Source organism: Kitasatospora sp. NPDC051853 (assembly GCF_044452665.1).
GTDB lineage: Bacteria > Actinomycetota > Actinomycetes > Streptomycetales > Streptomycetaceae > Kitasatospora.
In genome coordinates this window covers 223,186-246,351 of sequence record NZ_JBITBY010000006.1, presented here as the reverse complement: position 1 = coordinate 246,351, position 23,166 = coordinate 223,186, and the positions used below count along the sequence as shown (strand labels likewise).

Below are 23,166 nucleotides of genomic sequence, written 5' to 3'. Positions count from 1 at the left end.
GTACCGGAGGGGGCGGACGGCCCCGGGCCCGGGGTCACTCGGTCCGCAGGGCCGTGGCGGTGGTGGTGCGGGCCGCCCAGGTGGCCGGCAGGAGGGCGCCGAGCAGGGCGATCAGCAGCCCGGCCGGGGCCAGCAGGGCGAGCTGCGAGGGGCCGGGGCCGGCCAGCACGGACCGCGGGAGTTCCAGGCCGGCGGCGTGGCCCATGGCGGGGACGACCACCGCGTGCAGCAGGGCCCCGGCCGGGAGGCCGAGCGCGGTGCCGAGCAGCCCGATCAGGGTGACCGAGGAGAGCACCAGGGCCACGGTCTGACGCGGGGTCATGCCGACGGCCTTGGCGATGCCCAGGTCGCGGACCCGCTCCCGGGTGTCCAGCAGCACCGAGTTGAGCACCCCGAGCCCGGCCACCCCGACCAGCAGCAGGGTGAGCAGCGCCGCCATCGCGGTCAGCACCAGGGCCAGCCCCTCCCGCCCGTCCGGCGCCGTCGCGACCGCCTCGCCGCCCAGCGGGCCGACCACGGCGGTGAGCCGGGCGGCGTACCCGGCCGGGTCCGTCCCGTCGGCCAGGGTGACCAGGTAGGAGCCGGGGTCGGCGGCGGGGAAGTCGGCGAGCAGGGCGTGCAGGTGCATGCCCTCGTCCGCCGTCTCGAAGCCCTCGCCGACGATCCGCAGCTCCCTGGTGGTGCCCTGGTGGACCACCCGGACGGTGTCGCCGATCCGGTGGCCGGTGCGGGTCAGGAAGCCGCTGGGGGCGACCAGCTGGCCCGGGCCGTCCAGCCAGTGACCGTCGATCAGCTCCAGCGCGCCGCGCCGGGAGTCCCCTTCGTAGAGGACCGCCCGGGAGGCGCCGGACACCCCGGGCACGCTGATCTCGGCCCAGGTCCGGCCGTAGTACCCCGCGGTGCCGGGCTGGGCCTCGATGGCGGCGCGGATCCGGGCCGGGTCGGCGGCGGGCCGTTCGGCCTGGCCGGGGGCCGGGACGCCGGGCCCGCCGGAGCCACCGCCGGTGAACACCGTCACCCCGGCCCGGCCGCCCGGGTCCTGGGCGGCGCCGACCGCGCCGAGGGAGCCCGTCAGGCCGACCGCGAAGACCGTGGTGAGGGTGCCGAAGGCGACCACGAGCAGCATGGCCAGGGCCCGGACGGGGTGGGCGAAGGGCAGCGCCAGCCCGTAGGTCACGGCCCGGGGCAGCGGCAGCCGGGCGGCCAGCCGGTGGGCCCGGCGGCCGCGGCCGGCGCGCGGGGTGCGGCCCACCGCGATGGCCTCGACGGTGCGCAGCCGTCCGGCGCGCAGGGCGGGCAGCAGGGCGGCCAGGGCGACCACGGCCAGGGCGGTGGCCGGGACCAGCAGGTCCACCCACCAGGCCACGCCGAGCGAGACCGCGCCGTACGCCTGCTCGGCGTCGGCGAGCAGCGGCAGGGCCAGCAGGTTGCCGAGCGGGACGCCGAGCAGGACGCCCGCGCCGGCCGGGACCAGGGCCTGCGCCAGGTAGGCGCGGACCACCTCGGCGGGGGTGAAGCCGACCGCCTTGAGGATGCCGATCCGCCGCAGGCCGGTGCCGACCGCGCCGCTCACCGCTCCGGCCACGGTGATCACCGCCATCGCCAGGCCGAGCGCGCCGAAGGTGAGCAGGAACGGGACGGTGGGCGCGGCCCCCTCGTCGGCGGCGCGCTCGGCGTCGAGCCAGGTGGCCGAGCCGAGCACCGCCCCGGCGGGCAGCGCGTCGGCGAACTTCCTTCGGGCCGCATCGAGTTGGTCCTTGCCGTCGGGTTCGGCGAGGCGGTGGAGGACCTGGAGGGTGGCGGGCCGCTCCGGGGTGGCCAGGGCGTCGAGCTGACCGGGCGTCACCCAGGCGTCGGCGCTGCGCCCGGCGGAGAACGCCAGTCCGACCACGGTCAGCCCGGGGCCGCCGGGGTGCTGCGCGGCGCGCAGCACCGTCCCCAGCCGGAAGTCGGCGCTGACCGAGGAGCGGGAGAGCACCAGCTCGCCCGGGGCCGCGGCCCAACGGCCGCCGGTGAGTTCGAGCCGGTCGACGGCGCCGCCGGGGTCCGGTCGGCCCACGGCGGTGAGGGCGGACAGGCGGCGGCCCTCCTGGTCGGTGAGCTGGAGGGCCAGTGCCGGGTAGGGGCCGCCGGTCCCGGTGACGCCCACCGCCTCGGCGGCGGCGGCGAGTTGGGCGGCGTCTGCCTCCGCGCGGTCCAGCTGGACCGTCAGGTGCGCGCCGTGCTGCCGGGTGAAGGCGCGCTGGAACGGGGCGTCGACGGCGACCAGCAGCGCCCCGGCCACCACGGAGGAGGCGACCGCGAACAGCGCAGCCAGCGCCACCACCAGGCTCTGCACCCGCCGTCGGGCCACCCCGGCACGCACCACCGGGCCGAGGGCCCCGGAGGGGCGGAGTCTCATCGGACGGCCTCCGTCCGGTCGTCCCGGGCGAGCTGACCGTCGATCAGCACCACCGTACGGCTGGCGCAGGCCCGGGCCAGCTCCAGGTCGTGGGTGACCAGCACCACCGTCTGGCCGCCGCGGTGCAGCTCGGTGAGCAGCTCGCGCACCTGCTCCCCGGCGGCGCTGTCCAGCGCACCGGTCGGCTCGTCCGCCAGCAGCAGGGCCGGGCGGTTCACCAAGGCCCGTGCCACCGCGACGCGTTGGCGCTCGCCACCGGAGAGCTGCCCGGGATGGGCCCGGGCGTGCCGGGCGATGCCGAGCTGCTCCATCAGCTCCTCGGCGCGGGCCGCGGCGGTGCGCCGTCCGGCGCCGCGCAGCTGGGCGGGGAGGAGGATGTTGTCGGCCACGGTGAGGTCGTCCAGCAGGTTGAAGAACTGGAAGACCATGCCGATCCGCTCCCGGCGGAAGCGGGCCAGCGCGTGCTCGCCGAGCCCGTCCAGCCTGGTCCCGGCGACGGTGACGCTCCCCTCGGTCGGGCGGTCCAGCCCGGCCACCAGGTTGAGCAGGGTGGACTTGCCGCTGCCGGAGGGCCCGGTCACGGCCAGCGCCTCGCCCTCGGCGACGGTGAGGTCGAGCGGGCCGAGCGCGGTGGTGGTGCCGTGGCGCCGGACGGCGCCGGCGAGTTCGATCACGTGGGGCACGGTGGTCCTCCGGTCGGGGACTGGGGTCTGGGGCATGCCGGCTGAACCTAGGGCCGGGCGCACGGGCGGCGCGTCGGCCGTTCCGCCGACCTCCGGCCCTCCCCGCGGAGGATCCGCCCCGGGGGTCCTCCGCGCGGCGTACGCCTCGCGGAGGGCGGGGTCGTCGCCGGGGTGGACGCGGCGCGGGGCGCCCGGCCCGCACAATGACCCGGTGCATGCGGACGAGCGACGCGGATGGCGTCACCAGATACGGAAGACACTGCGCGCGGACGACCGGCCGTCGCCCCGGGTCCGGTGGTCCGACGTGCTGCTCGCGGTGGTGCTGACCGTCGCGGCTGCCGTGGTGGCCGTCCGGTACCCCGGCGACGGCCCGATCCGCATCGGGCCGCAGGAGTTCGTCACCACCCCGGCCCCACTCGCGCCACCGACGGTCCTCACCCCACCGGCTGACCCTGCCCGGCCCGCCGTCCCGACCTCACCGGCGGCCCCTGCCCCACCTGTGGCTCCGGTCCCGCCAGCGGCTCCGGCTCCGCCCGTCGTCGCGGAGCCGTGGCCGGCGGTCGGACCTGTGGAGACGGCCGGACCGGACAGGCCGGAGAGACCGTCGACCGCCGTACTGTGGCTGCTCGTTCCCCTCTCCGCCGGGCCGCTGGCGGCCCGGCGGCGGTGGCCGCTGGCCGTCTTCGCCCTCGTCCTCGCGGCCCTGCTGGCCCTGGGCGACCGGGCCTCCTGGATCAACGTGCTCTGCTGCGTGCTGGCCGCCTACGGCGCCGTCCGGCACAGCCGCCACCGGGTGCCCGCCGTCGCGGCGCTACTGGCCGGGGCGGTGGTGGCGGGGGTGGTGCTGCGGGACGCGCAGCCGGTGCTGCCGGGCTGGTCGAGCCCGGCCGTGGTGCTGCTGGCGGCGGGGGTCTCGGCCTCCCTGGTGCGGTTCTGGCAGCGGCGGTTGGCGGCCGGGCGGGAGCGGCTGGACGAACTGCGGCTGGCCCAGCGGGAGGAGACCCGGCGGGCGGTCGCGGAGGAGCGGGCCCGGATCGCGGCCGAACTGCACGACGTGGTGACCCACAATGTCAGCGTGATGGTCATTCAGGCGGGCGCGGCCCGCACCGTGCTGGGCACCTCGCCGGAGCGGGCCCGGGAGGCGCTGCTCGCGGTGGAGTCGGGCGGGCGGGCGGCGCTGGCCGAACTCCGGCAGGTGATGGGCCTGTTGGCCGCCCCCGAGGACGAGCGGGCCGAGGGCCTGGAGCCGCAGCCCGGGCTGGCGCAGCTGGACGCGCTGGTGGAGCGGGTGGTGGCGGCCGGGCTGCCGGTGCGGACGAACGTGGCGCTGCCGGCCGAACCCCTGCCGCCGATCGTGGAGTTGACGGTGTACCGGGTGGTGCAGGAGGCACTGACCAACACCCTCAAGCACGCCCCGGGGGCCCGGGCCGAGGTGGTGCTGGGGACCTCCGGGGACTGGCTGGAGATCGAGGCCACCGACACCGGCCCGGCCGGCACCGCGGCGGCCACCGGCAGCGGTACCGGCACCGGCACCGGCACCGGCAGCGGGCGCGGGCTGATCGGCCTGCGGGAGCGGCTCTCCGTCTGCGGCGGCGAGCTGACCGCCGGGCCGACCCCGGCCGGTGGCTACCGGATCACCGCGCGGCTGCCCTGGCGGACCGGATGAGCCCGGCCCCGCTGCGGGTCGTCCTGGCGGACGACCAGGCGCTGGTGCGCACCGGCTTCGGGATGATCCTGGCCGCCGACGGCATCGAGGTGGTGGCCGAGGCCGCCAACGGCGCCGAGGCGGTGTCGGCCGTCCTGCGCACCCGGCCGGACGTGGTCCTGATGGACGTCCGGATGCCCGTCATGGACGGCATCGAGGCCACCCGCCGGATCGCCGCCCGGCCGGACGGCCCCAAGGTGCTCATCCTCACCACCTACGACCTCGACCACTACGTGTACTCCGCCCTCACCCTCGGGGCCAGCGGCTTCCTGCTCAAGGACGTCACCCCCGAGCACCTGGTCGCCGCCGTCCGCCTGGTCCGCACCGGTGACGCCCTGCTCGCCCCCGCCATCACCCGCCGCCTGGTCGAACGCTTCGCCCGCCCCGAGCCCCCCTCCCCCGGCCCGGTGCCCGTCCCGCACCGCGCCCTCGACGACCTGACGCCCCGTGAACTCGAGGTCCTGCGCCTGCTCGCCACCGGTCTCAGCAACGCCGAACTCGCCGACCGCCTGGTCCTCAGCCCCACCACCGTCAAGACCCACATCGGCCGCATCCTCACCAAGCTCGGCCTGCGCGACCGCGTCCAGGCCGTGGTCCTCGCCTACGAGACCGGTCTGGTCACCCCGCGCGCCGAACCCTGAACGCCCGCCGCTCGGCACCGGCCCGCACCGGATGGGACACTACTGCTGTCACAGCGGTACTGCCGCGTCCCGATCCGAGCAGGAGGCCCACCATGGCAGCGCCGGCACCGTCGCAGATGACCGTCGACGAGTTGGCGGCACGGGCCGGGGTCACGGTGCGGACGCTGCGTTTCTACAGCGCCAAGGGGCTGCTGCCCCCGCCGGAGCTGGGGCCGCGGCGGGTGGGGTGGTACGGGGCCGAGCACCTGGGGCGGCTGGAGCTGATCGAGGAGCTCCAGCGGCAGGGGCTGACGCTGGCCGCGATCGAACGCTACCTGGCCCAACTGCCGGAGGACATCAGCTCCTTGGACCTGGCCTTCCACCGGGGCCTGGTCGCCTCCTGGACGCCCGAGGCGGCCGAGGAGGCGACCCGCGAGCAGCTGGGCCGGCGGGTCGGCCGGGAGCTCTCCGAGGAGGACGTCGACCGGCTGGCCGCGATGGGTGCGGTGCACCGCACCGAGGACCCGGAGCTGTTCAAGATCGAGCCCGGCATGCTGCCGCTCGGCGTCCGCGTCCTGGACGTCCCCATCCCGCTGGAGACCCTGCTCGCCGCCCGCGCCGTGGTCCGCCTGCACAGCCAGGCCACCGCCCACGACCTGCACCGCCTCTTCCGCGACACGGTCTGGCGGCCCTACCGGGAGAGCGAGCCGAGCGAGCAGGAGCTGGAGCGGATGAAGGGCCTGACCGAACGGATCCAACCCATGGTCGTCCAGGCCCTGGTGACGGCCTTCCAGCGTTCCCTGGCCGAGGAGCTCACCCGCAGCGAGCCCTGACCGGCCGCCGGAGGCGCAGCCGCCTCAGCGGTGCCGGTCGACGTAGCAGAGGGCGACGCGCAGCCCGGCCTGCCAGCCGCCCTCCGTCGGCACCGTCGAGCCCGCCGCCGCGTGCTCCATGCCCCGCGCCTCCCGTGCGTCGCCGCACTGGCCCTCCGCCTGGAGGCTGAGCCTCTCGTGCCCGGGGTAGTCGGCACCGGCCAGGCTCACCTCGGCGTAGACCCAGCCGTCGTGCGGTCCGGCGCAGGACACTTCGCGCAGGACCGCGGCACCGTCCGCCGCGGCCGGGCGGCGGAAGCAGTCACCCGCCTCCAGCCGTCCGGCCGGGACCACCTCGGTGCCGAACAGCGGCCGCCCGAGGAGGGCCACGTGACCCATCGTCACCAGGGCCAGTACCTGCCCGGCCACCGCCAGCCGGGCGGCCCGCCGACCGCGCCGCGAGCGCCGCCACCCGAGTGCCCCGCAGACGGCGGCCACGATGCCGAACAGCCCCACGGCGAGCAGGGCCGCCAGCGCCGCACCGCCGACGAACGGGCCCTCCAGCCTCGCCGCCGCCTCGGTGCCGGCGAGCAGCGGCGCCCCGAGGCTCAGGCCGGCCGCCCCGAGGCTCACCACCGCCAGGAGGTTCCACCGGCGGCCGCCCTTCCCGTCGACCGGTGCGTCCGGCGCCGGCCGGTACGGCTCCGCCGGGCCGGGCCGGTCGGTGGCGGCGCCGATCCGCGGTGCGGGCGGCCGGTCATCGGTGCTGGTCATGATGGTGCTCCCGGTGCGTCGTCCGGGCGGGCTCGACCGGCGGCGCGCATCCTACCGATCATCAGCCCGGCGGTGCCGCACCGGCCTTCAGGGCACCAGGACCAGGGCGCCCCGGCGGCCTGGGCGGGCCAGCAGCCGGTGGGCCCGGGCCGCCTCGGCGAGCGGGAGGACCTCGGAGACCCGCAAGCTCAGGCGCCCGTCGGCGGCCAGGGCGCCGAGCCGGGTCAGGGCCTCGGCGTCGGCGGCCACCCAGACCTGGGCGACCCGGATGCCGCGCAGGGCGGCCGGGGCCCGCCCCGCCGAGAGGGCGACGAAGGCACCCCGGTTGCGGACCGCCCCGAGGGCCTCCACCCCGAGCAGCGCCGCGTCCAGTGCCCCGTCCACCCCGCCGGGCACCAAGGCCCGCACGCGCTCGGCGAGTTCACCGTCGCCCCGGGGCACGAACCACTCCGCGCCCAGCCCGAGCAGCGACTCGCGGTCCGCCGCCCCGCCCTGCGCCACCACCCGCAGCCCGCGCAGCGCGGCCAGCTGGACGGCCAGCCCGCCCACCCCGCCCGCCGCACCGGTGACCAGCACCGTCGAACCGGGCGGCAGTCCGAGCAGGTCCAGGGCCTGATCGGCCGTCAGGCCGTTGAGCGGCAGGGCCGCCGCCTCCACCACCGGCACCCCGGCAGGCGCCGGGGCCACCGCGGTCGCGTCCAGCACCACCTGGTCCGCGTGGGTCCCGAGCGGGAGGTCCAGCCGATCGCGCAACCCGATCACCCGGTCGCCGAGCCCGAACCCCGCCACGCCGTCGCCCAGTTGCTCCACCACTCCCGCGACGTCCCAGCCGATGCCCGTCACCTCCCGCTCCGCCATCAGCCCGGCCCCGGCCAGCACCCCGGCCCGGGTCACCGCGTCCACCGGGTTGACGGCGGCGGCCTCCACCCTGATCCGCAGCTGCCCCGGCCCGGGTTCGGGACGCTCCACCTCCTCCACCCTGACCTGCTCGGGACCTCCGGAAGTACGGACGACGACGGCACGCACTGCTGCTCCTCTCCACGGACTGATCGTCAACTGCCGCCGACGCTAAGGGCCGTTACGCTCCCGGGGTAAGGACGCACCCCGAAGTGCGTACCGCACCGGGAGGAGAGCCAGTGCCCACCATGACCGCCGCCCAGCGCCGCGCCGCCGAACGGGCCCGCTACGACGCCTACCTGGCCGAGTGCCCGGCCCGGCACCTGCTGGAGCGGATCGGCGACAAGTGGGTGAGCCTGACCGTCAACGCCCTCGCGGACGGCCCGCTGCGCTACGGCGAACTCCGCACCCGGATGGCCGGGATCAGCGAGAAGATGCTCACCCAGACCCTCCGCCACCTCGAACGGGACGGCCTGCTCACCCGCACCGTGACCCCCACCGTCCCGGCCCGGGTGGACTACGGGCTCACCGGGCTCGGCCGCAGCCTGCTCCCCGTCCTGCGCACCCTCAAGGACTGGGCCGACGAGCACATGCCCGAGGTCCTGGCGGCCCGCGAGGCCCACGACCGGGAGTGACCGGGCGGGAGCCGGAGAGGCCCTCGTGCCGGGCCCGGTGGGGGACGGGACCGGGAGGAGGGCCTCTCCGGGAGGACGGCTGGGGGCCGTACGCCACGACGCTAGGTGATGGTGGCCGCGGAACCGAGGACCGAAGGCGACAGCCACCGGACCCTGTGCGCCAGGCCCGTGCTGGCTATGCTCGGCTGTCATGTCCTCCGCCACCTCCGCACAGCCGCACGAAGGGACCACCCCGTCGGCGTTCACCCGGGTGAACGCCGGCTGCGCCGAACTCCTCGGCGTCGACCGGGAGCAGTACGGCCGCCTGCTGGGCATGGCGCCGGAGCACCTCTCCGGCGACCGCTACCGGACCCCCTCCGCCACCAACATCCGGATCTGGCAGCTGATGGTCACTCAGGTCCCGTGGACCGAGGTGGCCCTGGCGATGACGCGGCAGTCGCAGCTCGGGGCCTTCGGGGTCTGGGACTACCTGATCACCTCCGCCGCCACCCCGCTCGACGGGGTGCGGGACGCCTCCGCGCACCTGGCCGCCATCGCCGACGCCGGGACGGAGGCGATCCGGATCGCCGAGGAGGACGGCCCGGAGGGCGGGCGGATCGTGGTCAGCCACGCCAACGAGGCCGACCTGACCGACGAGACGGCGGCCGCCATCCGCGCCTTCGCGATGGGCCTGTTCCGCCGGCGGTTCTCCGAGGCCACCGGGCGGGACCTGGTCCCCGTCCGGGTCGCGCTGGCGGCCCGCGCACCTCGCCGGCACCGGTCGCTGCGCGAGCTCTACGGCGGGGCGCCGGTCGAGTTCGACGCCCCGATCTCCTCCGTCACCTTCGCCGCCGCCGATCTCAGGGCCGCCAACCCCCTTGCCCAGCCCGGTCTTTCGGCCGTGCTCCGGGCGCACGCGGAGCAGAGCGTCAGCGCGGCCGTCCCGCTGCACAGCTGGCTGGACCTGTTCCGGATCGCGCTCGCGGCGGCGGAGCGGGAGGGCGGGCCGACCCTGGCCGCGGTGGCGCAGCAGCTGGCGATCGGCCCGCGCACCCTCCAGCGCAGACTGGACGAGCACGGGACGAGCTGGCGCGAGGAGCTCCAGTCCGCCCGCCGCGCCAGGGTGCTGGAGCTGCTGCGCGGCACCGGGTTGAGCACCGAGACGATCGCCGCCCGCACCGGCTACGCGGACGCCCGTGCCCTGCGCCGCGCGGTGCGGCGGTGGTCCGGCAGCAGCCCCAGCGGCCTGCGGGACGCCGAGGGGCCCGGCCGGTGACCGCGAACGTCACCGGCCGGGCCCCGGGAGCGGGCCGGGAGGCGGGTCAGAAGGTGCGGCCCTCCGCCGCCATCTCGTCCAGCAGCGCCGGGGGCTCGAAGCGCGGCCCGTAGGCGGCCGCCAACTCGCGGGCGCGGGCGGCGAATCCGGCGATCCCGCCCTGGTAGCCGTTGATGTACTGGAGCACGCCGCCGGTCCAGGCCGGGAAGCCGATGCCGAGGATGGAGCCGACGTTGGCGTCCGGGACGGTGGTGAGGACGTTCTCCTCCAGGCAGCGGACCGAGTCGATCGCCTCGGAGAACAGCATCCGCTCCTGCATGTCGCGGAACGGGATCTCCGCGCCGGGGCGGGTGAAGTGCTCGCGCAGGCCCGGCCAGAGGCGGGTGCGCTTGCCGTCCTCGTACTCGTAGAAGCCGCCGCCACCGCTGCGGCCGGGGCGGTCGAACTCGGTGACCATCCGGTCGAAGACCTCGTCGGAGGGGTGGCCGGGCCACTCCCCGCCGGCCTCCTCGACGGCGCGGCGGGCCTCGTCGCGGATCTTGCGCGGCAGGGTGAGGGTCAGCTCGTCGAGCAGCGAGAGCACCTTGGCCGGGTAGCCGGCCTGGGCGGCGGCCTGCTCGATCGAGGCGGGCTCCAGGCCCTCGCCGACCATCGCCACGCCCTCGCTGATGAACTGTCCGATCACCCGGGAGGTGAAGAAGCCGCGGGAGTCGTTCACCACGATCGGGGTCTTCCTGATCTGCTGCACCAGGTCGAAGGCGGCGGCCAGCGCCTCGTCGCCGGTCTGCGGACCGCGGATGATCTCGACCAGCGGCATCTTGTCGACCGGCGAGAAGAAGTGCAGGCCGATGAAGTCGGCCGGGCGCTCGACGCCCTCCGCGAGCAGGCCGATCGGCAGGGTCGAGGTGTTGGAGCAGAGCAGCGCGTCGGGCGCGACCACGCCCTGGACCTCCTGGAACACCTTGTGCTTGAGCTCGGTGTTCTCGAAGACCGCCTCGATCACGGTGTCGCAGCCGGCCAGGTCGGCCGCCTCGGCGGTGGGGGTGATCCGGGCCAGGAAGGCGTCCCGCTCCTCGGCGGTCATCCGGCCGCGGGCCACCTGCTTCTCCAGCAGCCCGGCGGAGTAGGCCTTGCCGCGCTCGGCGGCCTCCGGCGTGACGTCCTTGAGGAAGACGGTGAGCCCGGCCTTGGCGCAGGAGAACGCGATGCCCGCGCCCATCATCCCGGCGCCGAGGACCGCCACGCGGGAGGCCTTCCGCTTGGCCGGCGAAGCCGGGCGGCTGGCACCGGAGTTGACGGCCTGCATGTCGAAGAACAGCGCCTTGATCATGTTCTTCGAGGTCTGCCCGCAGGCCAGCTCGGTGAAGTAGCGGGCCTCGATCACGAAGGCGTTGTCCACGTCCACCTGGGCGCTCTCCACCGCGGCGGCCAGCACGTTGCGCGGGGCCGGGTAGGGGGCGCCGTTGATCTGCTTGCGCAGGTTGGCCGGGAAGGCCGGCAGGTTGGCCGCGAAGGCGGGGGTGGACGGGGTGCCGCCGGGGATCTTGTAACCCTTGACGTCCCAGGGCTGGACAGCGGTCTCGTTGGCCTCCACCCAGGCGCGCGCCTTGACCAGCAACTCGTCGGCGTCGGAGACGAGTTCGTCCACCAGGCCGATCTCCAGCGCCTGCGCCGGGCGGTACTGGCGGCCCTGCAGCAGCACCTTGAGCAGCGCGTCGGTGATGCCGAACATCCGGACCGTGCGGACCACCCCGCCACCGCCGGGCAGCAGGCCCAGCGTCACCTCGGGCAGGCCGATCTTGCTGCCGGGCGCGTCCAGCGCGATCCGGTGGTGGCAGGCCAGCGCCAGCTCCAGGCCGCCGCCGAGCGCCGCGCCGTTGATGGCCGCGACCACCGGCCTGCCGAGCGTCTCCAGGGTGCGCAGCGCGCGCTTGATCCGCATCGAGTTGTCGAACACCCGCTGGGCGTCGGCCGGTTGGGCGGCGGAGATGAGGCGCAGGTCGCCGCCGGCGAAGAAGGTCTTCTTGGCCGAGGTGATGATGACACCGCGGAGGCCGTCGAAGTCCTTGAGGCGCTGGACGGTCTCCTCGAACGCGGCGGTGAACGCGGCGTTCATGGTGTTGGCGGACTGGTCCGGGTCGTCGAGCACCAGGGTGACCACGCCGACCTGGTCCTGCTCCCAGCGGATGGGGGTGACGGAAGTCATGAGAGAGGGTCTCCAGAAGTCCAGAAGTGTCGGGTGGTCAGATGCGCTCGATCACGGTGGCGATGCCCATGCCGCCGCCGACGCACAGGGTCACCAGGCCGTAGCGCTGCTCGCGGCGCTCCAGCTCGTCCAGCACCGTGCCGATCAGCATCGCGCCGGTGGCGCCCAGCGGGTGGCCGAGCGCGATCGAGCCGCCGTTGACGTTCACCTGGTCCGGCCGGAAGCCGAGCTCGCGGACGAAGCGCAGGGCGACGGCGGCGAAGGCCTCGTTGATCTCGACCAGGTCGATGTCGGCCGCGGTCAGCCCGGCCTTGGCCAGCGCCTTGCGGGTGGCCGGGGCGGGGCCGGTGAGCATGATGGTGGGCTCGGAGCCGGAGACGGCGGCCGAGACGATCCGGCCGCGCGGGCGCAGCCCGTAGCGCTCGCCGACCTCCTTGGAGCCGATCGCGACCAGGGCCGCGCCGTCCACGATGCCGGAGGAGTTGCCCGCGTGGTGGACGTGGTCGATGGCCTCGACCCAGTGGTACTTCTGCAGCGCGACGGCGTCGAAGCCGCCCATCTCGCCGATCCCGGCGAACGAGGGCTTGAGCCCGGCCAGGGTCTCCACCGTCGTCCCCGGGCGGATGAACTCGTCGCGCTCCAGCACCACCAGGCCGTTGCGGTCGCGCACCGGCACCACCGAGCGGTCGAACAGGCCGTCGGCCTGCGCCTTGGCGGCCCGGGCCTGGGACTCGGCGGCGAAGGCGTCCACGTCGGTGCGGGAGAAGCCCTCGATGGTGGCGATCAGGTCGGCGCCGACGCCCTGCGGGATGAAGGAGGTCTCGTAGGCGGTCATCGGGTCGGCGAACCAGGCGCCGCCGTCGGAGCCCATCTTGACCCGGCTCATCGACTCCACGCCGCCGGCCAGGATGAGGTCCTCCCAGCCCGAACGGACCTTGGCGGCGGCCAGGTTGACCGCCTCCAGGCCGGAGGCGCAGAAGCGGTTCTCCTGCACGCCGGCCACGGTGTCCGGCAGGCCGGCCGCGATCGCGGCGACCCGGGCGATGTCGGAGCCCTGGTCGCCGATCGGGCTGACCACGCCGAGCACGATGTCGTCGATCGCGGCCGGGTCCAGGTCCGGCAGGCGGCGCTGGATCTCGTGGATCAGGCCGACCACCAGGTCGATCGGCTTGGTGGCGTGCAGCGAGCCGTTGGCCTTGCCCCGGCCGCGCGGTGTGCGGATCGCCTCGTAGACGTACGCTTCGGTGGTCACGGTGTGAGTGCCTTTCAGCCGAGGATGGAGCGGCCGATGATCTCTTTCATGATCTCGGTCGTGCCGCCGTAGATGGTCTGGATCCGGCCGTCGGTGAACGCCCTGGCGACCGGGTACTCCGTCATGTAGCCGTATCCGCCGTGCAGTTGGAGGCAGCGGTCGGCGGTGCGCTTCTGCAGCTCGGTGGCCCACCACTTGGCCATCGAGGCGTCCACCGGGGTGAGCGCCCAGCGGTTGTGCTCGGTGATGCAGCGGTCCACGAAGGTCCGGGTGACGGCGCACTCGGTGGCCAGCTCGGCGATCTCGAAGCGGACGTGCTGGAGCTTGGCCAGCGGGCGGCCGAAGGCGGTGCGCTGCTTGACGTACTCGGTGGTGATCTCCACCAGGTGCTCGGCCCCGGCGATCGCGGCCACCGCGATGGCCAGGCGCTCCTGGGCGAGGTTGCGCATCAGGTAGAAGAAGCCCTGGTTGAGCTCGCCCAGCAGGTTCTCCTTGGGGACGCGGACGTCCTGGAAGAACAGCTCGGCGGTGTCCTGGGCCTTCTGGCCGATCTTGTCGAGGTTGCGGCCGCGCTCGAAGCCGGGCATGCCGCGCTCGACCACCAGCAGGCTGAGGCCGTGCGCGCCGCCCTCCTCGGTGGTCTTGGCGACCACCACCACCAGGTCGGCCAGGATGCCGTTGGAGATGAAGGTCTTGGCGCCGTTCAGCAGGTAGTGGTCGCCCTTGTCCTCGGCCCGGGTGGCGATGCCCTGGAGGTCGGAGCCGGTGCCGGGCTCGGTCATCGCGATCGCGGTGATCAGCTCGCCGGAGCAGAAGCCGGGCAGCCAGCGGCGCTTCTGCTCCTCGGTGGCCAGCTGGGTGAGGTAGGGGCCGATGATGTCGTTGTGCAGGCCGATCGCCAGGCCGCTGGCCCCGGCCCGGACGAACTCCTCGGCCAGCACGGCCGGGTAGCGGAAGTCGGGCTCGCCGCCCCCGCCGTACTCCTCCTCGACGGCCAGGCCGAGCAGGCCCTGCCGCCCGGCGGCCAGCCAGGCCGAGCGGTCCACGATGCCGTCCTTCTCCCAGCGGTCGTGGTGCGGCAGCACCTCCTTGGCCAGGAAGGCGCGGACGGTCTCGCGGAACGCCTCGTGCTCCTCGGTGTAGATCTCGCGCTGCACGGCTCCTGCTCTCAACTGGAGGGGTTCTGAAGGCTCTTGACGTCCCAGTCGCGCGCCACCTGTTCGGTGTGCGCGCCGGGCAGGGCGGGCGGGCGGTGCACCCCGCCGGGGGTGGCGGAGAACCGGGGGGCCGGGGCGGGCTGGGTGACGCCGCCCTCGGTGAGGTAGGTGCCCCGGGCCACCAGGTGCGGGTGTGCGGTGGACTGACCGAGCGTCAGCACCGGGGAGGTGCAGGCGTCGGTGCCCTCGAAGACCTCGGTCCACTCGGCCTGGGTGCGGGTGGCGAAGCGCGCCGCGACGGCGGCCCGCAGCTCGGGCCAGCGGGGCAGGTCGAACTGGCCGGGGGCGTCGGCCGGGAGCTCCAGCAGGCGGACGAACTCGGCCCAGAACTGCGGCTCCAGCGCGCCAACGGCCATGTACCGGCCGTCCGAGGTGCGGTAGCTGGCGTAGCACGGGGCGCCGCCGTCCAGCAGGTTGACGCCGCGTGCGTCCTGCCAGAGCCCGGCGCCCAGCAGGCCCCAGAGCATGGTGGTCAGGTGGGCCGCGCCGTCCACGATGGCGGCGTCCACCACCTGGCCGGTGCCGGTGAGTTCGGCGTGCCGCAGGCCGGCCAGCAGGCCGACCACCAGGTAGAGCGAGCCGCCCGCGTAGTCGCCCAGCAGGTTGGCCGCCCAGGCGGGCGGGCCGTCGGCCGGGCCGGCCAGGCCGAGCACCCCGGCGGTGGCGGTGTAGCCGAGGTCGTGCCCGGCCCGCTGGGCCAGCGGGCCGTCCTGGCCCCAGCCGGTCATCCGGCCGTAGACCAGCGCGGGGTTGCGGGCCAGGCAGGCGTCCGGGCCGACGCCGAGGCGTTCGGCGACGCCCGGGCGGTAGCCCTCGATCAGCAGGTGGGCGCGCTCGACCAGGTCGAGCACCCGGCCCGGCCCCTCGGGGGACTTGAGGTCCACCAGGACCGAGCGCTTGTTCCGGTTGGTCAGGTCGTGGCCCGGCTCCGGGCCGAGCGGGGAGGGCCCCGGGCGGTCCACCCGGACCACGTCGGCGCCGAGGTCGGCGAGCAGCATCGCCGCGAACGGGCCGGGCCCGATCCCGGCCAGCTCGACCACCCGCACCCCGGCGAGCGGTCCCCGGTTGGTCGTCCCGTCCACCGGCCGTCCTCTCGTGTTTGACAGTAGGGCTGTCACAGTGGCGATGATAGACAAGTGACCCGACGGTAACAAGGCTTCCGCGCACGGGTCGCGACACCGGTTCGACCGGCCTCCCGCTCGCCTTGAAATCGGCCGCGCACAGGCGGAGGCTGGGCCTTGAACGATCCACCCGGTACCCATCCGGAACGAGGTGACCGACCGTGCGAAACCAGTGGAACGTCGCGCTCGTCTTCGAGGAGGACGAGAACCGCACCACCTGCACCGCCTCACTGGAGGGCTTCAGCGCCCCCGGCGTGCGCGGTCTCGGCATCGCCCGCCGCAACCCGGACGACGCCCCCGACTCCACCGTCGGCGAGGAGCTGGCCGCCGCCCGCGCCTGCTCCAACCTGGCCCACGAGCTGATCCTCAAGGCGGCCTCCGGCATCGAGTCCCACACCCACCGCGAAGCCCGTCTGCTGTTCTGACGGCGCCTCACCCGCCGGGGAACGCGAAGGAGGCCCCGCCGTGACGGCGGGGCCTCCGGTGTGCGACCGGCCTACCGGGCGGCCGGCGGACGGCGGGCGGGGAACCCCGGCCGCCGGCGGGCCAGCGCGGCGGCGCCGAGCACCGCCACCGCGAGCAGCGCGACGGTCAGGGAGCGGCTGCCGGAGTTCCACAGGTTGCCGGCGGCCGAGAGCACCATCAGACAGAGCACGGGCGCCCCGGCCAGGGCCCCGGCCGCCGGGCCGGGGCGGCCGCGCAGCAGCGCGGGCACGGCCACGGCGAGCAGCGCGAGCTCCGTCACGCCGAGCACCAGGGCGAGCACGACACTCGGAGTGCCGTGGTTGAAGGGCGAGAAGGGGCCCAGCCCGAGCGCGGTGTTGAGCAGCACACCGCCCACCAGCAGGCCCGCCAGCGAGGCCAGCCCGCGCCTGCGGGTGGGCGGCCCGAGCAGGTCCCGGGGAGCGGCCAGCAGGATCAGCAGCCAGATCAGCTGGGGCCCGTGCCAGCCTGCCAACCTGGCCAGCAGCCGGCCCCAGTCGCCCGTGGCCAGGCTGGTCGAGATCTCGGCCTCGACCACCACCTGGCCCAGGACCGCCAACAGGCCGACGGGCACCAGTGCCCGGGCCGTGGACCAGCGCCCGGCCACGGCCGCGACGGCCACGGCCAGCGTGATCAGCAGGGCCGCCTGGTAGACCCAGTAGCCGAAGCCCTGGAAGGTGTCGAAGGGGACCCGCAGCCGCCAGCCGAGACCCCGGGGGCTGCCAAGGTCGCCGATGACAGCGGACACCTGGTCGGCCAGCTGCCCCGACATCGCCGCCACCCCCGCGAACGGCGCTGCCAGGGCGGCCAGTTGGGCCAAGGTCCGGTCGGAGCCGAGCCCGAGCCGCATCCGCAGCCCGTGCCCGGCCAGATCGACCAGCTCCCGGGCGACCACCCAACTCCCCTTGCCGGCCGTGGTGTCCGCGAACACCGCCGCCAACTCGGCCCCCTCGGACCGGCGGTAGGCCGCCGGGTGGATGCGCATCGCCACCCGCACGCCGAGGCCGCTCACGAGGCGTACCCGGGGCGCAGCTTGGCGGCACGGGCCGAGGAGAGCCGCCGGTCGGCCTCGGCCACCACGGCGCGCAACCGCTCCGCCTCGGCGGCCAGCACCTCCCGCCCTCCCTCGGTGAGCCCGAAGGTCCGCCGGGCCCTTCCGGCCACCACTTCCTCCCCCTCCACCCTGACCAACCCCTGCTTGAGCAGGCGTTCCAGGGCTCCGTAGAGCGTCCCGGCGCGGAGCTTCACGCGGCCCCCGGAGATCACGGAGACCTCCTGGAGCAGCGCATACCCGTGCCGGGGCGCGTCGGCCAGTGCGGTGAGCAGCAGGAGCGTCGGCTCCTGCATCGAACGGTCCGTCATGGGTCCACATATACCGGTGAGTTGAATATACCGTCCAGAGGATCAGCGAAATCGGCACCCTTGACGCCACCATCCGGCCTCCGCCAGGGTGTGCCCACTCCCTGCACCCTTGCCCGTCCACAACTCCCCCACGGAGAAGGCAATGCGTGCACCCGGACGTCCGTCCAGCACCCCCGCCGTCCTGTTCGGCGCCCTGGCCCTGACCGCCACCGCGACCCTGGTGAGCGGGGGTCCCGCCGTCGCCCAGCCCCCGCCCCTGGAGTGGGTGCGCAACGGCGACTTCCACGACCCGCTGGCCGCCGGCTGGTCCTGCACCGGCTCGGTGACCGTGACCGACCGGATCGCCGAGGGCCGCCCCGGCGGCCAGGACTACGCGGGCTGCTCCCAGAAGGTCTCCGTCGTCCCCCGCACCGGCTACGACCTGTCCGCCCAGGTGTCCGGCTCCTACGCCTTCGTCACCGTCTCGGGCACCGGGACCGGCAGCGGCGAGGTGACCCGCTGGGCCGACGGCCCGGGGTGGAGCGGCCTGTTCGGCACCGTGGAGATCGGCGACGTCAACGAGGTGACCGTGACCTTCCACGGCTGGTACGGGCAGGGCCCGTACCAGGTCGGCCGCGTCTCCCTGGTCGGGCCGAGGTACCCCAACTCCTGCGCCACCGCCTCCGCCGGCCCGACCGCCACCTCGACCTGCCGCCCGCTGCCGATCGCCCCGTGACCCTGGGCACCACCCGCGCGACGGAGCCGCCGCCCCCGGCGGGGGCGGCGGCTCCGCGGTCGGACGGACCGTCAGACGGTCACCCAGGAGGAACAGGTGTCGGGACCCCAGGTGTCCTCGCAGACCCGGAAGGAGGTGACGGCGACCTGGGCGGTGCTGCAGCCGCCCTGCGAGCCGTTGCCGTCCCAGATGTAGCCGTGCGAGGCCCCCGGCCCCCGGTACTCGGCGTAGACGCCGTTCCCGTCCGCCTCCAGGTCGCAGGCGAACAGGGTGCCGCCGGTGTAGGCCGCGTAGTCGGACCCCTCGTGGACCTCCACCGCCGAGGCGGTGGAGGCGAACACCAGCGGTAGGGCGACGATCGCGGCGACGATGCCCGCCCGGGCGGTCCGGCGCATGGTCATGACTTCTCCCTCGTGTGCGGTCGGTGTGGTCGGCCGTGGTCCGGCCGCACAAGACTGAAGGCATGGACACGTCAAAGGAAGGTGACGAACCAGCCATTCACACCCCGCCCGAAAGACGGTGGTCTGTACCACTCCACTCCCTCGGCCATAGGCCGTCCCTATGGGGTCATAGATCGGGAAAGGGTAGCCTAACCAGGAACCGTCAGGGACCCTGGCGGTCAACGCTGCCCAGCCGAAGGATGCACGAATGTCCCGCCCCATCCGAGTGGCCATAGTCGGAGCCGGTCCGGCCGGCATCTACGCCGCCGACGCGTTGCTGAAGTCCGAGGTCGCCGCCGACCCCGGTGTGTCGATCGACCTGTTCGAGCGCATGCCCGCGCCCTTCGGCCTGATCCGCTACGGCGTCGCCCCCGACCACCCCCGGATCAAGGGCATCGTCACCGCGCTCCACCAGGTGCTGGACAAGCCGCAGGTCCGCCTGTTCGGGAACGTGGACTACCCCACCGACCTGGGCCTGGACGACCTGCACCGCCTCTACGACGCCGTGGTGTTCTCCACCGGCGCGATGGCCGACCGCGAGCTGAACATCCCGGGCATCGAGCTGGACGGCTCGCACGGCGCGGCCGACTTCGTCTCCTGGTACGACGGCCACCCGGACGTTCCCCGCACCTGGCCGCTGGAGGCCGAGAAGGTCGCGGTGCTCGGCGTCGGCAACGTCGCGCTGGACGTGGCCCGCATCCTGGCCAAGACCGCGGACGAGCTGCTGCCCACCGAGATCCCGGCCAACGTCTACGACGGCCTCAAGGCCAACCGGGCGCTGGAGGTCCACGTCTTCGGCCGCCGCGGCCCGGCCCAGGCCAAGTTCAGCCCGATGGAGCTGCGCGAGCTGGACCACTCGCCGAACATCGAGGTCATCGTCAACCCCGAGGACATCGACTACGACGAGGGCTCGATCGCCACCCGCCGGGGCAACAAGCAGGCCGACATGGTCGCCGCCACCCTGGAGAACTGGGCCATCCGCGACGTGGGCGAGCGCCCGCACAAGCTCTTCCTGCACTTCTTCGAGTCCCCCGTCGAGGTGCTCGGCGAGGACGGCAGGGTCACCGGCCTGCGCACCGAACGCACCGAGCTGGACGGCACCGGCAACGTCAAGGGCACCGGCGCGTACACCGACTGGGACCTGGGCGCCGTCTACCGCGCCGTCGGCTACCTCTCCGAGGAGCTGCCCAAGCTGCCCTGGGACGCCGTCTCCGGCACCGTGCCGCACGAGGCCGGCCGGGTCATGGAGGCCGGGCACCACCTGCCCTCCACCTACGTCACCGGCTGGATCAAGCGCGGCCCGGTCGGCCTGATCGGCCACACCAAGGGCGACGCCAACGAGACCGTGGCCTGCCTGATCGAGGACTTCCGGGCCGGCGCGCTGCGCACCCCCGAGGCTCCGGAGGAGGACGCCGTCCTCGCGCACCTGACGGCCAACCAGGTCGCGTACACCACCTGGGACGGCTGGAAGCTGCTGGACGCGTACGAGAAGGCGCTCGGCGAGCCGCAGCAGCGCGAGCGGGTCAAGGTGGTGGAGCGCGAGGAGATGCTCCGCGCCAGCGGGGTGACCCTCCCCCAGGAGTAGCACCGCCTCCCCCGCCGGGGGGAACGGGTTCCTGACCACGGAGGACGTGGGGCGGGGGCGCCGGACGGGAGGGTGGAGGCATGGACCTCACCCCGTCCGGCGCACCGCGCCGGGGCATCTGCGCCCTCACCGTCGCGGCCACCGTGCCGTACCTGACCCTCAAGTCGCTCTGGCTGTGCGGCAGCACGGTCGGCTTCGGCCCCGACGCCGACCTCGCCCACTCCGGCGCCCTGTGGGCCGCGAACCTGGTCACCTTCGTGATGGACGCGGTGGCGATCGTGCTGGCGCTGGCCTTCGTCCGCCCCTGGGGCCGGCGGCTCCCGGTCGGGCTGGTGCTCTTCCCCGCCTGGGTCGGCAGCGGCATGCTGGGCGCCCTGCTGGTCGAACTCCCGCTGATCTTCGGCACCGAGCTGCTGCTCGGCACCGAACCCTCGGTCGACCCGCAGACCTGGCTCCAGCCCTGGGTGTTCGCCGTGGTCTACGGCGGCTTCGCGCTCCAGGGCATCACCCTGCTGGCCGGCTTCGCCCTGCACGCCCGGGAGCGCTGGGCCGGGCTGCTCGCCGACCGGATCGGCGACCTGCCCCGCACCGCCACCCTCGGGCTGCAGCGGGTGCTCGCGGTGACCGCCGCCGGGCTGGCCCTCCCGCTCGCCGCCGCCCGGCTGTACTGGGCGCTCGGCGGCGAACTGGCCCGTCCGCTGCGGCTGTTGGACGGCCACCGGCCGGCCCGGATCATCGACGCCGTCACCGCCGTGCTGCTGCTGGCCGCCTGCGCCGCCTTCCTGTGGGTGGTCCTGCGCCGCACCCCGGAGCGCCCGCTGGCCCCCGTCCTGGTGACCGGCTGGCTGACCAGCGGCGCGGTCTTCGCCTGGGGCACCTGGAACGTCTTCACCTGGCTGCTCCAGCCCGGCCTCCCCGAGCCGGCCGACACCGTCCCCCCGGCCGGGCAGCTGGCCGAGGCGGTGCAGGCCGGGATCGGCGGGCTGCTGCTGGTGGTCGGAGCGCTGGTCCTGGTCGAGCGCGCACACGCCGCCGCCGAGCAGGCTCAGACCCCCGTCGAACGTGTGCGCGCCACCGCTGACGTAGTGTCAGCCGCGTGAGTGCACTGATCGGACGACGAGCGGCGCTCCGCTGGGTGCACCTGGTGCTCGGCGGAGCCCTGCTGATGCCCTTCTGGCTGCTCAGCCTGATCCTGGTCTCCACCACCCGGGGGCTGGACGACTCGCGCGGGGACGTCCTGGCGCAGTTCGAGGCCTTCGCGGTGGCGCTGCCGCTGGCCGCCGCCGTGGCACTGCTGCTGCCGGCCGTCCGGGTCCTGGAGGCGACTGCCGCGCGGGCCCTCGGGCTGGCCGGGGAGCGGGAGTTGGCGGGCACCCCGTCGCGCTCCTGGGCCGCCCGGCGGCGCACCGCCGCCTGGTTCGTCCAGCACCTGTTCTGCGGCGGGGTGGTCTCGGGGATGTCGCTCTCCGTCCCGCCCGCGGTCTGCGTGCTGGTGCTCTTCCCGGACCATCCGGCGGTGCGGGAGCTGTTCGGCCCGCTCGGGGTGGCGCCGCAGCTGGTCGCGCTCGGGCTGGCCCTGCTGGTGCTGCTGACCAACGCCGGGGCCGGGGCCTGGCTGGCCCGCACCGCGGTGCCGCTGCTCGGCCCGACGCCCGGCGAGCGGCTCGCCGCGGCCGAGCAGCGGGCCCTGGAGCTGGCCCAGCGCAACCGGCTGGCACGGGAGTTGCACGACTCGGTCGGCCACGCGCTGAGCGCCGTCGGCATCCAGGCCGCGGCCGCCGGGCGGGTGCTGCGCAGCGATCCCGAGTTCGCCGAGGAGGCGCTCAAGGCGATCGAGGAGACCGCCCGGGCGGCGGTGGCCGAACTGGACACCGTGCTCGGCCTGCTCCGCGAGGACGCCGAGGACGCCGCCCCCGCCGCCGGTTCCGCCGCCCCCACCCTGGCCGGGCTCGGCGCCCTGCTGCGGCAGACGGAGCTGGCCGGAGTGGCGGTGTCCGCCCGGGTCGGGCCGGGGACGGCCGAGCTGCCGGTGGAGGTCTCCCGGGCGGCGTACCGGATCGTCCAGGAGGGGCTGACCAACGTGCTCCGGCACGCCGGGCGGGTGGGGGCCGAACTCCGTCTCGAAGTGGCGGACGGAGCGCTGGAGTTGGAGCTGATCAATCCGGTCGGCGAGGACCGCCCGAGCCGCCCCGGCGGCGGGCGGGGGCTGCCCGGGATGACCGAGCGGGCCGCCGTGCTGGGCGGCACGTGCGGCGCCGGGGCGGACGGGGACGGCCGCTGGCGGCTCACCGCCCGGCTGCCGCTGAGCAGTTGAACCGGTACGACGAGGGGGCTTCTGGCATGACGCTGCGTGTGGTGATCGCCGACGACGAGCGGCTGGTACGGATGGGCCTGCGGGCCATCCTGAACGCCGAACCCGACCTGGAGGTGGTCGGGGAGGCCGCGAACGGGGCCGAAGTGGTCTCCCTCGTCCGGGAGTTGCGGCCGGACGTGGTGCTGATGGACGTCCGGATGCCGCAGGTGGACGGCATCCGCGCCACCGAACAGCTGGTCTCCACCCTCGACCCGGCGCCCCGGATCCTGGTGGTCACCACCTTCGAGAACGACGACCACGTCTACGACGCCCTGCGGGTCGGCGCGGCCGGCTTCCTGCTCAAGCGGGCCAGCGCCGACGAGATGGTCCAGGCCGTCCGCCTGGTCGCCCGCGGCGACTCCCTGCTCTTCCCCGCCGCCATCCGCGACCTCGCGGCCGGCCGCCGCCCCGAGCGCACCGACGGCCGCACCCGCCGCCTCACCGACCGCGAGTCCCAGGTCCTGCGCCTGATGGCCGCCGGCCTCAACAACGCCGAGATCGCCGCCCGCCTCGTCGTCAGCACCGAGACCGTCAAGACCCACGTCGGCGGCATCCTCACCAAACTCGCCGCCCGCGACCGCACCCAGGCCGTCATCACCGCCTACCAGGAGGGCTTCGTCCAGCCCGGCTGACCAGGTGCCTTCCGTGGG

22 protein-coding genes are annotated in these 23,166 nt (G+C 74.9%); 11 read left to right on the top strand and 11 right to left on the bottom strand.

The window, feature by feature from the left end; genetic code table 11:
* Positions 1-34: 34 nt before the first annotated feature.
* The gene (locus tag ACIA8O_RS19220) at positions 35-2,401 is read right to left on the bottom strand and encodes an FtsX-like permease family protein (protein ID WP_396295072.1); all 2,367 of its coding nucleotides are present in this window, start codon (positions 2,399-2,401) and stop codon (positions 35-37) included.
* Positions 2,398-3,120, bottom strand: coding sequence for an ABC transporter ATP-binding protein (locus tag ACIA8O_RS19215; RefSeq protein WP_396295070.1), 723 nt, complete (start codon positions 3,118-3,120; stop codon positions 2,398-2,400). The genes ACIA8O_RS19220 and ACIA8O_RS19215 overlap by 4 nt, the downstream gene beginning before the upstream one ends.
* 532 nt (positions 3,121-3,652) lie before the next feature.
* On the opposite strand from ACIA8O_RS19215, the gene ACIA8O_RS19210 reads away from it, so the two are divergent.
* The 3 genes from ACIA8O_RS19210 (at position 3,653) to ACIA8O_RS19200 (ending at position 6,242) form a co-directional block, all read left to right on the top strand.
* Positions 3,653-4,750: a sensor histidine kinase gene (locus ACIA8O_RS19210; protein ID WP_396295068.1), complete on the top strand. Its 1,098-nt coding sequence runs from the start codon at positions 3,653-3,655 to the stop codon at positions 4,748-4,750.
* Positions 4,747-5,430 (top strand): response regulator, encoded by a 684-nt coding sequence (locus tag ACIA8O_RS19205; protein ID WP_396295067.1) that lies wholly within the window; start codon positions 4,747-4,749, stop codon positions 5,428-5,430. The genes ACIA8O_RS19210 and ACIA8O_RS19205 overlap by 4 nt, the downstream gene beginning before the upstream one ends.
* Before the next feature lie 92 nt (positions 5,431-5,522).
* Positions 5,523-6,242 (top strand): MerR family transcriptional regulator, encoded by a 720-nt coding sequence (locus tag ACIA8O_RS19200; RefSeq protein WP_396295066.1) that lies wholly within the window; start codon positions 5,523-5,525, stop codon positions 6,240-6,242.
* 24 nt (positions 6,243-6,266) lie between these two features.
* Here ACIA8O_RS19200 and ACIA8O_RS19195 read toward each other — a convergent pair whose 3' ends face one another.
* Together ACIA8O_RS19195 and ACIA8O_RS19190 are read right to left on the bottom strand one after the other, a co-directional pair.
* Positions 6,267-6,995 carry a hypothetical protein gene (locus tag ACIA8O_RS19195; RefSeq protein WP_396295065.1) on the bottom strand — a complete coding sequence of 243 codons (729 nt, stop codon included), beginning with the start codon at positions 6,993-6,995 and terminating at the stop codon, positions 6,267-6,269.
* 87 nt (positions 6,996-7,082) lie between these two features.
* Positions 7,083-8,021 carry an NADP-dependent oxidoreductase gene (locus ACIA8O_RS19190; RefSeq protein WP_396295064.1) on the bottom strand — a complete coding sequence of 313 codons (939 nt, stop codon included), beginning with the start codon at positions 8,019-8,021 and terminating at the stop codon, positions 7,083-7,085.
* Between the two features lie 110 nt (positions 8,022-8,131).
* Here ACIA8O_RS19190 and ACIA8O_RS19185 point away from each other — a divergent pair, with 110 nt between their 5' ends.
* Positions 8,132-8,527 carry a winged helix-turn-helix transcriptional regulator gene (locus ACIA8O_RS19185; RefSeq protein ID WP_396295063.1) on the top strand — a complete coding sequence of 132 codons (396 nt, stop codon included), beginning with the start codon at positions 8,132-8,134 and terminating at the stop codon, positions 8,525-8,527.
* A gap of 190 nt (positions 8,528-8,717) precedes the next feature.
* Complete coding sequence (locus ACIA8O_RS19180) at positions 8,718-9,782, top strand: AraC family transcriptional regulator ligand-binding domain-containing protein (RefSeq protein ID WP_396295061.1); 1,065 nt, start codon at positions 8,718-8,720, stop codon at positions 9,780-9,782.
* A gap of 46 nt (positions 9,783-9,828) precedes the next feature.
* Here the strand turns inward: ACIA8O_RS19180 and ACIA8O_RS19175 are convergent, their stop codons facing one another.
* From ACIA8O_RS19175 to ACIA8O_RS19160, 4 genes are read right to left on the bottom strand one after another with little or no spacing between them, the layout of a single operon-like run.
* Positions 9,829-11,988 (bottom strand): 3-hydroxyacyl-CoA dehydrogenase NAD-binding domain-containing protein, encoded by a 2,160-nt coding sequence (locus tag ACIA8O_RS19175; RefSeq protein ID WP_396295060.1) that lies wholly within the window; start codon positions 11,986-11,988, stop codon positions 9,829-9,831.
* A 37-nt stretch (positions 11,989-12,025) separates the two neighbouring features.
* Complete coding sequence (locus ACIA8O_RS19170) at positions 12,026-13,240, bottom strand: acetyl-CoA C-acetyltransferase (protein WP_396295059.1); 1,215 nt, start codon at positions 13,238-13,240, stop codon at positions 12,026-12,028.
* Between the two features lie 14 nt (positions 13,241-13,254).
* Positions 13,255-14,397, bottom strand: coding sequence for an acyl-CoA dehydrogenase family protein (locus ACIA8O_RS19165; RefSeq protein WP_396295058.1), 1,143 nt, complete (start codon positions 14,395-14,397; stop codon positions 13,255-13,257).
* Between the two features lie 11 nt (positions 14,398-14,408).
* Positions 14,409-15,539, bottom strand: a complete 1,131-nt coding sequence (locus ACIA8O_RS19160) for a CaiB/BaiF CoA transferase family protein (protein ID WP_396295057.1) — start codon at positions 15,537-15,539, stop codon at positions 14,409-14,411.
* A 200-nt stretch (positions 15,540-15,739) separates the two neighbouring features.
* Here ACIA8O_RS19160 and ACIA8O_RS19155 point away from each other — a divergent pair, with 200 nt between their 5' ends.
* Positions 15,740-16,003, top strand: a complete 264-nt coding sequence (locus tag ACIA8O_RS19155) for a DUF1876 domain-containing protein (protein WP_345286607.1) — start codon at positions 15,740-15,742, stop codon at positions 16,001-16,003.
* A gap of 71 nt (positions 16,004-16,074) precedes the next feature.
* On the opposite strand, the gene ACIA8O_RS19150 is transcribed toward ACIA8O_RS19155, so the two are convergent.
* Both ACIA8O_RS19150 and ACIA8O_RS19145 read right to left on the bottom strand, forming a co-directional pair.
* A complete protein-coding gene (locus ACIA8O_RS19150; protein WP_396295056.1) occupies positions 16,075-17,073 on the bottom strand; it encodes a hypothetical protein in 999 nt (332 codons plus the stop codon).
* Positions 17,070-17,423 carry a PadR family transcriptional regulator gene (locus ACIA8O_RS19145; RefSeq protein ID WP_396295055.1) on the bottom strand — a complete coding sequence of 118 codons (354 nt, stop codon included), beginning with the start codon at positions 17,421-17,423 and terminating at the stop codon, positions 17,070-17,072. Before ACIA8O_RS19145 ends, ACIA8O_RS19150 begins: the two co-directional genes overlap by 4 nt.
* 142 nt (positions 17,424-17,565) lie before the next feature.
* Here ACIA8O_RS19145 and ACIA8O_RS19140 point away from each other — a divergent pair, with 142 nt between their 5' ends.
* Positions 17,566-18,138 (top strand): hypothetical protein, encoded by a 573-nt coding sequence (locus tag ACIA8O_RS19140; RefSeq protein WP_396295053.1) that lies wholly within the window; start codon positions 17,566-17,568, stop codon positions 18,136-18,138.
* Between the two features lie 71 nt (positions 18,139-18,209).
* On the opposite strand, the gene ACIA8O_RS19135 is transcribed toward ACIA8O_RS19140, so the two are convergent.
* Positions 18,210-18,539 (bottom strand): hypothetical protein, encoded by a 330-nt coding sequence (locus tag ACIA8O_RS19135; RefSeq protein WP_396295052.1) that lies wholly within the window; start codon positions 18,537-18,539, stop codon positions 18,210-18,212.
* 247 nt (positions 18,540-18,786) lie between these two features.
* Here ACIA8O_RS19135 and ACIA8O_RS19130 point away from each other — a divergent pair, with 247 nt between their 5' ends.
* The 4 genes from ACIA8O_RS19130 to ACIA8O_RS19115 all read left to right on the top strand — a co-directional run bounded on the left by ACIA8O_RS19130 (position 18,787) and on the right by ACIA8O_RS19115 (position 23,148).
* Positions 18,787-20,163, top strand: coding sequence for an FAD-dependent oxidoreductase (locus ACIA8O_RS19130; protein ID WP_396295051.1), 1,377 nt, complete (start codon positions 18,787-18,789; stop codon positions 20,161-20,163).
* A gap of 80 nt (positions 20,164-20,243) precedes the next feature.
* On the top strand, positions 20,244-21,263 hold the full coding sequence (locus ACIA8O_RS19125) for a hypothetical protein (RefSeq protein ID WP_396295050.1): 1,020 nt from the start codon (positions 20,244-20,246) through the stop codon (positions 21,261-21,263).
* The gene (locus ACIA8O_RS19120; RefSeq protein WP_396295049.1) at positions 21,260-22,477 is read left to right on the top strand and encodes a sensor histidine kinase; all 1,218 of its coding nucleotides are present in this window, start codon (positions 21,260-21,262) and stop codon (positions 22,475-22,477) included. Before ACIA8O_RS19125 ends, ACIA8O_RS19120 begins: the two co-directional genes overlap by 4 nt.
* A 26-nt stretch (positions 22,478-22,503) precedes the next feature.
* On the top strand, positions 22,504-23,148 hold the full coding sequence (locus ACIA8O_RS19115) for a response regulator (RefSeq protein WP_396295048.1): 645 nt from the start codon (positions 22,504-22,506) through the stop codon (positions 23,146-23,148).
* Positions 23,149-23,166: the final 18 nt, after the last annotated feature.